Source organism: Bacillus sp. IBL03825, assembly GCF_024712505.1.
Taxonomy (GTDB): Bacteria; Bacillota; Bacilli; order Bacillales; family Bacillaceae_G; genus Bacillus_A; species Bacillus_A wiedmannii.
Genome location: NZ_JAMXKE010000003.1, coordinates 207,429 through 222,351 on the forward strand (window position 1 = coordinate 207,429; position 14,923 = coordinate 222,351).

The 14,923-nt window shown below is 34.9% G+C and carries 7 protein-coding genes and 4 pseudogenes; 10 read left to right on the forward strand and 1 reads right to left on the reverse strand.

Going from position 1 to position 14,923, the window contains the following annotated elements; genetic code table 11:
* Positions 1-135 precede the first annotated feature (135 nt).
* The gene (locus NHG49_RS30500) at positions 136-2,760 is read left to right on the forward strand and encodes a binary toxin-like calcium binding domain-containing protein (RefSeq protein WP_258127150.1); all 2,625 of its coding nucleotides are present in this window, start codon (positions 136-138) and stop codon (positions 2,758-2,760) included.
* A 500-nt stretch (positions 2,761-3,260) separates the two neighbouring features.
* On the forward strand, positions 3,261-4,595 hold the full coding sequence (locus NHG49_RS30505; protein WP_258127151.1) for an anthrax toxin lethal factor-related metalloendopeptidase: 1,335 nt from the start codon (positions 3,261-3,263) through the stop codon (positions 4,593-4,595).
* 87 nt (positions 4,596-4,682) lie between these two features.
* On the opposite strand, the pseudogene NHG49_RS30510 reads toward NHG49_RS30505, so the two are convergent.
* A pseudogene (locus tag NHG49_RS30510) lies at positions 4,683-5,326 on the reverse strand (IS6 family transposase).
* A 219-nt stretch (positions 5,327-5,545) separates the two neighbouring features.
* Here NHG49_RS30510 and NHG49_RS30515 point away from each other — a divergent pair.
* From NHG49_RS30515 to NHG49_RS30545, 8 genes and pseudogenes are all read left to right on the forward strand, one after another.
* A complete protein-coding gene (locus tag NHG49_RS30515; protein WP_258127152.1) occupies positions 5,546-8,161 on the forward strand; it encodes a collagen-like repeat preface domain-containing protein in 2,616 nt (871 codons plus the stop codon).
* A gap of 827 nt (positions 8,162-8,988) precedes the next feature.
* Positions 8,989-10,110, forward strand: coding sequence for an IS200/IS605 family element RNA-guided endonuclease TnpB (gene tnpB / locus NHG49_RS30520; RefSeq protein WP_258127153.1), 1,122 nt, complete (start codon positions 8,989-8,991; stop codon positions 10,108-10,110).
* A 775-nt stretch (positions 10,111-10,885) separates the two neighbouring features.
* A pseudogene (locus NHG49_RS30525) lies at positions 10,886-11,057 on the forward strand (DUF6262 family protein); the annotation flags it as partial.
* A 49-nt stretch (positions 11,058-11,106) separates the two neighbouring features.
* A pseudogene (locus NHG49_RS30530) lies at positions 11,107-11,295 on the forward strand (NUDIX domain-containing protein); the annotation flags it as partial.
* Between the two features lie 604 nt (positions 11,296-11,899).
* Positions 11,900-12,073, forward strand: coding sequence for a hypothetical protein (locus NHG49_RS30535; RefSeq protein ID WP_258127154.1), 174 nt, complete (start codon positions 11,900-11,902; stop codon positions 12,071-12,073).
* 24 nt (positions 12,074-12,097) lie between these two features.
* A complete protein-coding gene (locus NHG49_RS31955) occupies positions 12,098-12,205 on the forward strand; it encodes a DUF3983 domain-containing protein (RefSeq protein ID WP_483861637.1) in 108 nt (35 codons plus the stop codon).
* A gap of 648 nt (positions 12,206-12,853) precedes the next feature.
* Positions 12,854-13,387, forward strand: a pseudogene (locus NHG49_RS30540) (tyrosine-type recombinase/integrase).
* Positions 13,388-14,412: 1,025 nt separating this feature from the next.
* Entirely contained in the window at positions 14,413-14,538 is a 126-nt protein-coding gene (locus NHG49_RS30545; RefSeq protein WP_258127155.1) for a hypothetical protein, read from the forward strand.
* Positions 14,539-14,923 lie beyond the last annotated feature (385 nt).

Sequence of the window (14,923 nt, forward strand, 5' to 3'; positions counted from 1 at the left end):
TTCACAATAAATTGTAGAGGAAACATGTTTTATGTATGTTATTTGAATATATTTTTTTGCCGTTTGTTAAATTTGCTAAAAAATAATATGATTCATTTGAAATGAGACGTTTAAAAAATAAGGAGGAACAAATTAATGAATACTATTACATTTTACAAATGTTTAACCTCTACAGCATTATTAGGTTTACTTATCGCACCAAATGCTTCATATGCACAAACAGATGAAATGAATAAATCTCAATCTCCTCAACAAGAAGTAACAATAGATGCTCGACAGGGGCTTATGGGCTATTACTATAATGACAATAATTTTAAGGAACCGGTATTAATTGCACCAGAAGTAAATGGAGATTTAAAGATTGAAAAAAGTGAAATCAAAGACCTGGTGCAGGAGGATAAACAAAATATTCAATCTGTTAGATGGATTGGGTATATTAAACCTTCAAAAACAGCTGAATATTTACTATCTACTTCATCTGATGAACGAGTCATAATGCAATTAGACGATCAAATTGTCATTAATCAAACAAAAATGACAAAGAAAGTGAAATTAGAAAAAGATAAACTATATCAAGTTAAAATTGAATACCGACCAGAAACGAAAATGTCATCAAATAATCTAGTTGAATTACAATTATATTGGAATAATTCTCCTGAAACAACGGAGTTAATACCCACTGAAAATTTAATGTTACCAGATTTTTCTCCGGAAGAGATTAATAATTCATTTATTCCAAAACAAAATCTATTTGAATCTAATACAAATAACAAAGTTCAAAAAAGAAGTTTAAAAGCAAGTGAAGATGATGAATATACCGATACAGATGATGATTCAATTTATGATAGTTGGGAAGAGAATGGTTACACTGTACAGCAAAAAATGGCTGTTAAATGGGATGAATCTATGAAAGATAAAGGGTACAAAAAGTATGTATCTAATCCATATGAGTCTCATACCGTTGGTGATCCATATACGGATTTTGAAAAAGCTTCAGGTGATATGGATCGAGGTGTCAAAGCAGAGGCAAGGAATCCATTAGTAGCAGCTTATCCAGTTGTCGGTGTAGGAATGGAGAAAATGATTATTTCAGAATTCAATGAGGTAACAAAGGAAAAGGGAGAATCCGTGTCTACTGAAACGTCTAATAGCAATACAGAGGAAAATACGAGTGGAATAGAAGCGTCAGTAGGGTTCGATGGATTGTCAATTAACGGCCAGGTTACAACAAGTTTTTCTCATACCTCCTCAAACACAACAACTGTAGAAAACAGCTCTGAAAAAGATTGGTCAGAAGCAATTGGTATGAATAAAGGAGAATCTGCAGCATTAAATGCTAATGTTCGTTATTACAATACAGGAACAGCTCCTATCTATGATGCACAACCGACAACAAATTTAATTTTAGGCACAGATACACTTCATACAATTAGAGTAAGGCAAAACCAAATTGCTAATACCCTAGCGCCTGGAAAGAGTTACCCTGAAAAAGGACTAGGTCCAATTGCTCTAGATCAATTAGATGATGAAGGTACCAATATTTTTATGAACTATGATCAATTAAGAAAAATACAAAATGGTGAAAAACTTAAATTAGAAACAATGCAAACGAGTGGATTGTATGGTATCAAGGATGTGGATGGTTCAATTAAAAAAGATTCTTCCCAGGAATGGGCACCAGTAATAACTCAAATAGAAAATTCTTCTGCAAATTTAATTCTTAATATAGGAAATGAAACGCTTGAGAGGAGAGTAGCGGCCAAAGATTATACTGATCCCGAAGACAAAAAGCCAGAGGTAACAATTGGTGAAGCGATAAAAATAGCCTTTGGATGCACTGAAGAAGATGGGCAGATTTATTATAATGATATGCTTCTTAACGAAAGTGCGGTAGGGTTTATCTATGATGAAAAAACTGCTCAAGAAATAGCAAGTCAATTAGAACAGATGGATAATAAAAAAATTTATGATGTGAAATTAAAACGTGGAATGAATATTATGATTCAAAAGCCTGTTTTATATTCTTCGGGTGATAACCACGATGAAACAGGCTGGTTGGGTGCTACGTTAGAATGGGTACCAGGTGGTACAACAGGAAGAGCAATGAAATTACAACCAAATCAAGAAGTTTCTACAAGTGCTACAAAATTGAAGCCTAATACAACTTATACTTTAAGTACCTATGCAAAAGTAGATTCCAGTAACAAGAATGATAAACAAAAAGTGTATTTGGAAGCATATGGTCAAGGTGATGATGGACATAAGAGAGAAAAGACGCCTAAAAAAGAAGTCGAAATTGATGGAACAAAATATCAACGCATAGAATTAACATTTAAAACATCACAATATCCAATGCATTTTCAAGGGTTATTTATTGGTAACACAGGGAAGCAACCCATTTTATTTGATGATTTTACATTAGTAGAATGGAAAACAGAACCTATTAGTGAAAAACAAGTAAGGGAAGATCATCCGGTTAAAGAGTGGATGGAAGACAAAAAGATGGGCTATGTAAATGGAATACAATTTTCTAGAGTGCCAACCTATCAAAAGTATCAATATAAATGGGTAGTTAGCGGGGGGAATTTTGAGAAAGATTATGGTCCATATGATATACGTAATTTAGAAAGTGATAAATCGTTAAAAATAAACTTTCCAGACTATAATAATGGATTTGGAATCCCGGTTACAAGTGTGATCAAGATGTATGCTGTTGATCCTATAAGTCATAAAGAGTATCTTGTTGCTAAATGGAATTAGAAGTTTCCTAATAGTGTATTTCTACGGAATGTATGTTGTTTGAGCTCCTCTCACTTATAAAAGAGGAAAGTTTCTGTCAACACCAGACAATTGTTCAGTTATTTTAGCATGATTATCCCATAGTTCTTGTATCTACAGATTTCAAAAGAGTACTTTGTAAAAATATATTCTGCTTTAGAAATGTATGTTGCGCTACTAAAAAAGCCAATGTATCTCCTACTTATTTGTAGATACCATTTATCTTTACACACATTGAGGAGGAAGTTTTCTAGGATGAAATCGATCATGTAGAAAAGAAAAAGGATATGCCCTATATGCTAAAATGAATCAATTTTTATAGTATCTGTTTCGTGTGAAAATTTAATACTACTATAATTCTAACATATAGTTCTCCTAACACTTGAACTATCAAAATAAAATGATTAGTCACTATATTAATTATTGTCAGTTAATTTTTACGTTTATTATCTATTAATTTATTAAATTAAGGGGGAAGTAGAATGGATAAACAAATACTAAAAAAAACTTTTGCATGCATAGCAACTGTAACATTATTAGGACAATTCGGGGTAACTTTCGATACCGTATATGCAGCTGAAAATAACATAAACTCAGTAAACTTAAGAGCAGACAAAGCTGTTGATTTTGATAAAGATAAAGAGAAGGCAATGGAATGGGCTGAAAACCACTCGAAAACTTGGAAAAAGACACTTAATAATGAACAGAAAAAGCTTCTAAACGATACAGGGCGTTTGGAGGAAATGAATAAACAACTAGAAATATTTGATCAGGGAGAGATTTCTAAACAAGTAGAAAAAGATATAGTAACAATGGACAAGGCTCTGGATAATAAGAATGCTCAATTAAGTAAACCTCTGTATGTGTATAAATATTTAAAGTGTGAGGATGTAGGATATAAAGAAGGTTTTTTCCATCAAAAGGATCAAAAAAATAAAGTAGACCGAGAGAAATATCAAAAGCTAGTGAATGAATTTAAGTATGGATCTATTAATACTTTTATGAATGCCGATTTAATACAAGGTTCTACAAATCAATCAACACCTATATTACTTTCCTTAAAGCTCCCAAAAGGAACAAAGGTGGGACACTTAAATGAAGAGCACATTATTATGGAAAGAAATTTAGGAATTGAAATTAAAAAAACAAGTATTATTGTTGAAAAAGGAAGAGAAGTCATTAAACTAGAAGGGGAAGTGGTACCAAAGGAAAAAATTCAAGAAAAAGTTAAGACGGTAGAAAGTAATATAAATCAAAAATTTAAAGAAATAACTGGTTTAAATCAAGATTTATTAAAATTAAAAATAGATAATCTATATACATCAGCTAGTTTAGAAAGAGCACAAACGATTTTAAAACAATTAATCAGCAATGTACCTAATAATTTATTGATAAATATAATGAAAAATATGAATACCACATTATTCACACTAACTGATAAACGTCTCGATTCCAAAAATGAAGATATATTAGGATACTACCACACAAAGGAAAAAACTTTAAAGATACAAGTCAATCACTTGGGACATAAAGAAGCTGAAGGTAATGATACGAATACTCTTCTGCATGAGTTTGGCCATGCTGTAGATGATTTGTTAATCAAAGGAGAGCGACCGTCGATATCTAGTGAGTTTATTAATATATATGAAAAAGAAAAAAATAATATTACAATTGAACCATATATCAAAACTAATTCAGTTGAATTTTTTGCAGGTGTTTTTAATTATTTACATTCTCCTAATCTATCAGATAGAGAACAAATCCAAAAAGAAGCACCTGAGGCTTGTAAGTTTATACAAAATTTAATAAAGGGATAGAAGGGTTCTGTTGCAAAGTTTTTTTAACAGATAGAAAGTTAGGGTAAGTACAGTTAAATCTTATGCGATTGTAAGTAATTGCTGTAATTAATTGTACGTTGAAAAAACGAAGTTTGGCTGCAAACTTCGTTTTTGTTTATATATAGCATGAATCGTTTTGATTCCTTTCAAGGTACGCGAAGCATGGCGAAGACTTTGAAATCCTGCCGATTTAGAAAAGCGGCGTTTTACATGCCTATGGTCCTGTTCTATGAGATTATTCAAATGCTTGATTGTACAATGAGTTGTATGTTTATAAAAGCCTTGTTCCTTTAATTTTTTGAATGCACAAAGTAATGCTGGTGCTTTATCTGTTGTGAGAACCGTTGGTTCTCCAAATATTTTCACTAACCTTTTCATAAAGGCATATACCGCCTGATAATCTCACTTTTTACGAAGTTGAATATCCAATGTGTACCTTTCTTTATCAATTGCGCGATACAGGTAACGCCATTCTATTTTGACTTTTATATAGGTCTCATCTATTTTCCAAGATAAGTGTACTCTTTTATTTTTTTTCTTCCAAATTTGATAGATCAGGTGGCCATCTTCATGAACCTAGCGCATAATCGTTGTTGGATGGACTGAAACACCACGTTCTTTCAAAATTTCAAAGACATCACGATAGCTTAAAGAAAAACGGCTACCAAAATAATATCCTGTTTAAATTGCTTTCCTTTAAAATATTCCAATTATGATAATAGGCATTTTTTACAAGCAAACTTAAGATTATTTTATAGAATAGTAAAGTAGTATAAATTCATGAATAAATAAAGGTGAAATATAATTTTATTTTGGAGGTGTAATAAAATCACTTTGATTAAACCAGTAGCATTTTTAGTCGAAGCATTCTCTATACTATTCCTTTATTTTTCATGAGAAAATATTTTCTATAAGGAGAGATTTTATATATGGATTGCAATGATCCTTGTAATCAGCGGTTTAATCCGTTCTCACCATCACCTAGTTCGAATGGTTGTGGCAGTTGTTGTCAAACAATTCCTATTTCCCAACAACAACTTTCCCAATTGATTACAGTACTCACAAGTTTAAAGACTCTAATACCTGCTTATGTATCTGATCCGTCAGATGAAAATCGATTAGCATTACTCAATGTATTTACTCAATTATTAGACTTATTCAACTCCTTAATCCCTTCTCCTGAAGGGAACTACGTCAAACAATTCATTCAAAGTATTATCACTGTCTTACAATCGCCTACCTCAAATACAGCGCAATTACTGTCATTATTACCTCCATTTTACAACGCATTAGGTTCTTATTTATTCTGTTTAAAAATGGATCCTAGCACTTTACAACTTCTTTTAAATTTATTAATCCAATTAATTATCGAAACTCCTGGTTCAACAGGAGCTACAGGAGCTACAGGACCTATAGGACCTACTGGGGCTACGGGGGTTGGTTTATCTGGAGTTGTACCATTTAATCCAGCGGATGCACCAGGGTATCCAGCAGGTCAAGTAGTTACAATTGATGGAAGCACTTATATTGCAAATGTTCCGAGTCCAGATGGTACTCCTGGATCATCACCTGATTATACTTTGATAGCAGGTGCCGGACCTACAGGACCTACTGGGGCTACGGGGGTTGGTTTATCTGGAGTTGTACCATTTAATCCAGCGGATGCACCAGGGTATCCAGCAGGTCAAGTGGTTACAATTGATGGAAGCACTTATATTGCAAATGTTCCGAGTCCAGATGGTACTCCTGGATCATCACCTGATTATACTTTGATAGCAGGTGCCGGACCTACAGGACCTACTGGGGCTACGGGGGTTGGTTTATCTGGAGTTGTACCATTTAATCCAGCGGATGCACCAGGGTATCCAGCAGGTCAAGTGGTTACAATTGATGGAAGCACTTATATTGCAAATGTTCCGAGTCCAGATGGTACTCCTGGATCATCACCTGATTATACTTTGATAGCAGGTGCCGGACCTACAGGACCTACTGGGGCTACGGGGGTTGGTTTATCTGGAGTTGTACCATTTAATCCAGCGGATGCACCAGGGTATCCAGCAGGTCAAGTAGTTACAATTGATGGAAGCACTTATATTGCAAATGTTCCGAGTCCAGATGGTACTCCTGGATCATCACCTGATTATACTTTGATAGCAGGTGCCGGACCTACAGGACCTACTGGGGCTACGGGGGTTGGTTTATCTGGAGTTGTACCATTTAATCCAGCGGATGCACCAGGGTATCCAGCAGGTCAAGTGGTTACAATTGATGGAAGCACTTATATTGCAAATGTTCCGAGTCCAGATGGTACTCCTGGATCATCACCTGATTATACTTTGATAGCAGGTGCCGGACCTACAGGACCTACTGGGGCTACGGGGGTTGGTTTATCTGGAGTTGTACCATTTAATCCAGCGGATGCACCAGGGTATCCAGCAGGTCAAGTGGTTACAATTGATGGAAGCACTTATATTGCAAATGTTCCGAGTCCAGATGGTACTCCTGGATCATCACCTGATTATACTTTGATAGCAGGTGCCGGACCTACAGGACCTACTGGAGCTACAGGAGCTACGGGATTAGACGGTACGCCTGGACCTACAGGAGCTACGGGATTAGACGGTACGCCTGGACCTACAGGACCTACTGGGGCTACGGGGGTTGGTTTATCTGGAGTTGTACCATTTAATCCAGCGGATGCACCAGGGTATCCAGCAGGTCAAGTGGTTACAATTGATGGAAGCACTTATATTGCAAATGTTCCGAGTCCAGATGGTACTCCTGGATCATCACCTGATTATACTTTGATAGCAGGTGCCGGACCTACAGGACCTACTGGAGCTACAGGAGCTACGGGATTAGACGGTACGCCTGGAGCTACAGGAGCTACGGGATTAGACGGTACGCCTGGAGCTACAGGAGCTACGGGATTAGACGGTACGCCTGGAGCTACAGGAGCTACGGGATTAGACGGTACGCCTGGAGCTACAGGAGCTACGGGATTAGACGGTACGCCTGGAGCTACAGGAGCTACGGGATTAGACGGTACGCCTGGAGCTACAGGAGCTACGGGATTAGACGGTACGCCTGGAGCTACAGGAGCTACGGGATTAGACGGTACGCCTGGACCTACAGGAGCTACGGGACCTAGTTTCTTTCAAGATAACGCATATATATATTTAACAACAAATGCAACACCTGGCGCAAATGTTCGTATTCCTTATCAAGGATCTAATGTTAATAGTCCAAATGGCCTTATTCAATATACAAATGGGTCAGGAAATATTGTTTTAGCTGCGGGACATACATATTTTATTACAGTTTCAAGCTCATTTAATGGGGGAATTGCCGGACTAAGATTACTAGCCAATGGAACCGTATTACCGGGTTCTATTAGTGGATCAGGCGAGGTTGCATTTGGAAGCTTAAGTACCCAGGGAATTGTTAAAACTACGGCTGTTACGACAATTACCGTAGCTTTTGGACAGTCGGGGATAACTGCACTTGGTGGACAATGCGAAGTATGTGTAATAACGCTAGCATAATTGATATCGTAGGTGCCTTTTAATAATTTATGTTAATTTATTATTAAATAGAAATTGATTGATTGAATTTTCAGTATAATCATTTTGTGAAAGGAACTTAAAAAGTTAAACATGTATTCTAAAAAATGGATTCAATATTTACTAGGCACTCAGTTAGGGGAATATTATGAATAGGCTTTCTCAAATTTGGTAGGAGAAAATTAATCCAAGGAATAATGCTTTTTTTATAGGGTAGTACAGCTCTATATATTTAAATATTTTTTTCGAGCTTGTTCAGGTGTTTAAAACTTAGCACCTTGATTGAGCTCTCTTTTTATGGTTTTGCAAAAGCCTCCCATACATGCATTGTCATAGGGGGTTCTTTTTTACTGACCCTCGAAACAGAATCATACTTTTTTAGAGTGGCCTGAAAATTACTGCATGTATATTAAGAGCCTTGGTCTGTATGGATAATTAATCCTGTTTTCGGATGTTCTTTCTTATATGCTTGTAAAAAAGCATTTATCATGAGAAAATCTTGAAACATATACTCATAGACCATACAATCATTTTTTTCGAGCACATATCCCAAAATACCACATGGTATAAAGTTCATTTTTGAGCTGGAGTATAGGTAACATCACCTATCTCTATTTTATCATTTTAGCCAAGAAGACTCCTTCCTCAAGGAACGCGAAGTGAGTAGGTGGGAGATGAATTGGCTTCGGACAAGGGATGGCAGGATGCCATCTTAATTGTTCGACATACATAAAGTGTTACTTCATTCACTACCTATCGAATGTATGTTTGTTGTATAATGGATGTATATCGAAATGGAGGTGAAGCGAATGATAATCAATAAAGCATATAAATTTCGTATCTATCCAAATAGAGCACAGGCAACCCTAATCAATAAAACGATTGGCTGTTCTCGTTTTGTATTCAATCATTTCCTATCTCTATGGGATAACGCATACAAAGAGACAGGGAAAGGTTTGACATATGGTACATGCTCTGCCAAACTTCCTGCCATGAAGAAAGAGTTTGTTTGGCTAAAAGAAGTGGATAGTATTGCGATTCAGTCTTCTGTTCGCAACCTTGCGGATGCTTATACACGCTTTTTCAAAAAACAAAACAGTGCCCCGCGTTTCAAATCTAAGAAGAACAACGTACAATCTTATACCACAAAACAAACAAATGAAAACATTGCCGTTGTAGGAAACAAAATGAAATTGCCAAAACTAGGTCTTGTTCGATTTGCCAAAAGTCGTGAAGTAAAGGGACGTATTTTAAATGCTACAGTTAGACGGAACCATTCTGGTAGATACTTTGTGTCATTGTTAGTTGAAACAGAAGTGCAAGAACTTCCAAAAACACGATCTTATATTGGAATGGATGTGGGACTAAAAGATTTCGCCATTTTGTCAGATGGAACAATCTATAAAAATCCGAAGTTTTTTCGATCATTAGAAGAGAAGTTGGCGAAAGTACAGCGTGTTCTTTCTAGAAGAACGAAAGGATCTTCTCGCTGGAATAAACAACGAGTAAAAGTAGCTAGAATTCATGAATACATGACGAATGCTAGAAAAGATTACTTGGACAAAGTCTCAACTGAAATCATCAAAAACCACGATGTTATTGGTATAGAGAATTTACAAGTATCGAATATGCTAAAGAATCATAAGTTAGCAAAAGCAATTAGTGAGGTATCATGGTCACAGTTTCGAACTATGTTGGAATATAAAGCAAAATGGTACGGCAAACAAGTCATTGTCGTATCGAAAACATTTGCTTCCAGCCAATTATGTTCTTGTTGTGGATATCAAAACAAAGACGTTAAAAATCTAAACCTACGTGAATGGGACTGCCCTTCTTGTCGTACACATCATGATAGGGATATTAACGCAAGTATCAATCTAAAGAATGAAGCGATAAGGCTTCTAACCGCAGGGACTGTGGAGATAGCCTAATAAATTAGAGTTCGATAGAACTCTTTACTTAGGAATCCCCCTCTTCTACACGAAGTGAAAGTGGGGGTAGTTCAATGGATGGAAGATTTTCTTTGGGAACAGCAATGACTTACATGGAGCGCCTTCCTAAATTTGTAAATTTTGTATGTGAACTAGAATCTGAATGGCATGATTTAAGGAAGTTATCCAGAGAACATGTATTGAAATACATAGAGCAAATCTATTACCATGCGAAGACAAAATTGAAACGAAGAGATTCACATCCTGAACATTATGTAAGGATAATCTAGGTTATTATTTGGAATTTTTTAGAGGATCTTCAACCCTATGAATATAGCATCGCCCCTATAAAGAGTGCAAGAACGCTCATTTTTTCAGAGGAAATTTCAAAACTTCGGAAAAGAACTATGATCATGTTGATTACATTCCAGATTATGTGTTGGAGCAACTGTTTCAGAAAATTAATTATCTCCATCCTGAAGTTCAACTATTTATATGGATTGCATTTAAGACAGGTCTCCATATCTCCGATACACTCACATTGACACAAGATTGCTTAGTAAAGCTAAATGGCAAATATCAGATAGTGACGGATATAAAGAAAACCTATGTAAAAGGTCATTCTATACCTATTGATGATGAATTGGCTTTAAATGTCCTTGTAGCTCTTATTGATAAGTCTAAAAAGAATAGTAATGAGAAGAATAACCCCAATCGGTATATTTTTGTACATTATAGCGGGCCTCGAAGAGGACTCCCGTACAGCCAAAACTGGGTTCGCGAGCAACAATCACAAGTTCCTACTCCTAAGCAAATTAAGCGAGAGATCGACGAGAACAATAAAGATGCCATCATTGAAGCGAAGAATCAAAGAAGTAGAAACGGAAAATAAGCAGCTTCGAGAGCAATTGAAAGTAGCATATGCGGATGTATATAAACAAATTTAGAGTATGAGGAGAACGATGTCTCTCGTTCTTATTTCAACATAATGGTAGAATTTGGATAAAAAATGAGGACAAGGTTTTACTCCTCGATAGACAGCATGACGATTTCAAAGGATTCATTCCTCCTGGAGGAAAAGTAGAATTTCCGGAAAGTATTGTTGATAGTGCCATTAGAGAAGTTAAAGAGGAAACTGGTCTTAAAGTTAGCAACCTTGTTTATAAAGGTCTTTATGAAATGATACGATAATATATGAGGATTGATCATGGAAGTGCAAATATCTAATAAAAACAACATTGGCACTAGTGGATTTTAAAAATTAAAACGAGCACCGTATACAAGTGCTCGTTCATGAAGTGTCTAACCATTTATTTTTGTCAATGTGTGTGAGTCATGAACAAGACAATGGTTCGACAAGTAAGGATTCAAATTATTATATGAATTTATTGTGAAATGGTGACACTCAAATATAAAAAATAGATGCTGCTGTTAACAAAAAACGTATAGATAATATGTGGAGGTTTTTGAGTTTATCCCAAAAAATTAAAAGAGCACCTTCGAACAGTGCTCTTTCTATGAATGAACAGATAAATGTAGAGTAGAAGACCAGGCGAAGTATATAAAACGGTGATGAACTAACAAAAGCTAGCTGCTCCGAGCATAGAAACGGGTTGCTTGCATTATTAATTGAATATTTAGTTTTTGTTATAAGGGGAAGAGGGAAATGTTGATTAATCTAGATACGAATTATTTCATAAGTTTTTAGATTCCGATTAAACACTTAGGATTTCGAACTCAAGAATTAGTAGAAGGTAAGTATGTAGGTGAATATAATGGAGTGTATTTAATGACTCATTTTAATAAAGAATTGTGTATTTACGTCGTATCTGAATTAAATTTAGAGGTTGCGATTTGCAAAGCAAAGAGAAGAATTAATATAAATAAAGAGCGTGTTAATTTATGGATAAAAGCGACTAACGCACAGTGCGGAGCATTGAATGATGAAATAATTCGTTTGTAGGGAAATGGACATTACAGGCTTTCAATGAGAAGGTTGAACAACATGAAGAAAAAGAGATTTAAAAAAGCAATTACTCGTCGTATAAAAATGATACAAAATGCTGGAAAAGAACGAGTTGATAAATCATGGTGAAATATTTTTTTACAGGCTGGGTTTCCTTTTTATTTTGAAAAGGGGGAGGGAGAAAATGAAAGTACTACAAAATCAATTATGTGAATGGGAAAAATAAACCAAGCAAAAAAAGAAACATAAGAAAAAGCGAAAAGAGAAGCTAAAGAATTGTTAAATTGTGGGTTTAACAGGGATTTGTGGACTGTGTTATGAGTGTTAAGACAAAAAGAGAAAATTTTATATGAATAAACAATTATCATTTAAAATGCCTGTTGTTATGAAAAGGGAACAAAAAAGCTGTAAAAGAAGTTTTTAAATTGTAAAGATGTTATTTAGTTATTATATTCTATTGTTCCTTCATCTGTTATCAATGAATTTAATAGCTTTACAAAATATAGCGATTGAAAGAGTGGGATTTGAACGGACTAGAGAAAAGTTTATGAGATGAATCCGTCGTGCTGTGAATAGATTGCCTGAGACATAAAAGAAAATCTTAATTGTGTTTTATATGGACAATTAAATGTAATATGAACCTGACATAAGAGAAAAAGTTGGGTTTGGGAACAGAAAGTATTATCAGCTAAAGGGTAAATCTATATAGCGACTTGCATTTAGTTTCAAAAAGTAAATATTCAAACAAGATACGGAAAGTGAAGGGCGGCAAAACGTATGAATATAGTGCAAGAGATTCGAGATAAAGAAACCATCCGGGAGATAATTAAGCAACAGAATAAGCGGAATTATATTCTGTTCCTCTTGGGAATCAATACAGGGTTGCGTATTTCAGATATTCTACGTTCGCGAGTACGTGATGTGGAAGGCAGGAGTATATTCATACGTGAAAAGAAAACTAAGAAAGTGAAAGAATTGAAAATGCCCTATGAACTATAGATAGCGCTGAGAGAATATACAAAAGGAAAGTCAAAGAATGAAATTCTTATGAAAAGTAGTATGGGAAAGAATAAGCCGATTACAAGATCAATGGCACATGTCATATTAAATCAAGCGGCTCAAAAATTTGGAGTAGAAAGAATTGGAACACACTCACTCAGAAAAACGTATGCATACCATCATTTTAAACAATTTAAAGGTGTAGTCGTTTTGCAACGAATGTTGAATCATACCGATCAAAAAGAAATATTAAGATATATTGGTATTGAGCAAGATACATTAAATGATTATCAAAAGAAATTCAAAATCTAAACAGCTCTTTTTTTTAGCCATTTTGAATTAGCTACAAAAGAAAAGTGTTAAATTCATTTATGGAAAATACAGAAAAGATTGGTATATATGAGTGGAAATGAGAAGGTTCAATTCAACGTAATATGGTTTGTAGTGAATTCATATCTAATAATTGCTAATCTTTACCTAACAAAAAGAGGATGGAAAACGATGAAGAAAAATGGTGTGTATGGAATGCGAATTATTTACGGACGAAATTAGGATTTAGCCATGTTATATTTGTATTGTGAGAAGTGGCGTAAAACACAACTCACTAAGTTGTTTCTAAAATTCTAAACGATTCATATTGGCGGTACATTAAAGAATTCATAACCAGATCAATAGTGCAGGTTGAATGAAACCCGTTGATATAGGGGAGCTTTTGCTCTTCTTCCATTTACTTAATCATGTTTGCTGTGTAGGTGAGTATAATAAAATTAGGTGAATAGAAGAAACACAAAAATGTTTTGTGCCTTAAATGAAATGTTAAAATCAACAAATATGTATAACAGGGGAGTTTATTGAAATCAAACTAGTAGAAAGGCAGTGATAACATGAAATACTTAGAAATTTGCATGAATGGTGGGTATAAACATCAAGTTTATATGCCGTGAAAAGAGCTTGAAAATTGGGTTACAGATAAAGAGGGGTTTTTACTTAATAAATTAGTTCTTGTTGGAGACGTTATGATTAATCCAGCTAATATCTCCATGGTTAGAGAAAAAACAAATGCTAATTTCGAAGCTCCGGGGTTATACAAACCTAAATAATATGTGAAAAAGCATCTGTAATGGATGATTTTCTTATTTTAAGGAGACGAATAGATATGGTGTTTTTCAAAAAAAAGAACAGGATACTAACTCAAAACAATGTTAAAAGAAGTAATGAAAGTTCAACTAATGATTTACTAATCCACACTACGACATTAAGTGTAGTGCAGGATAAAATTTAAAACGGTTATTGCTGCAAAACATACTGATTGATTACGTTGTGTTAGATGTGGAGGTATGACAAGACCGATGTCGTTCAAACAGACGGAATATGATAAACCTAAAGAATTAACAATTCAAGTGAATGCTGATAATAAAAAAGTATTAGAGGGAATTAAGGACGTAACAGAAGCCTATGTGTAGTGAACTAAGGGGAAAACTAAAAGAGGCTCCTCTTGTCTATATAAGGAGACCTCTTCTAGGGATGTCAGTTATTTGTAAAGTGTATTGTATTATATGCAATAGTTCTAACATATTATAACTTAGAAAATAAAATAGGAAGATGAAAGCAGAGCGCCCTTGACCAAGGAGTGCTCTTGTTACATAAAATGATTATCATACAAGAGAAACAGGTGCGAAGTCTATTTATATAGTAATATGTTGTAATGTGAGAAAAAGGCCATTATTGAAAGATACGCCTTTTTTATTTGATGATATATGGGATATCGATAGTAATGAGCAAGTGCAATCTAATGTGTATGCGTATATTTTAGGCAGAAGATATAACGTTTGGCCCTATCACATTGGG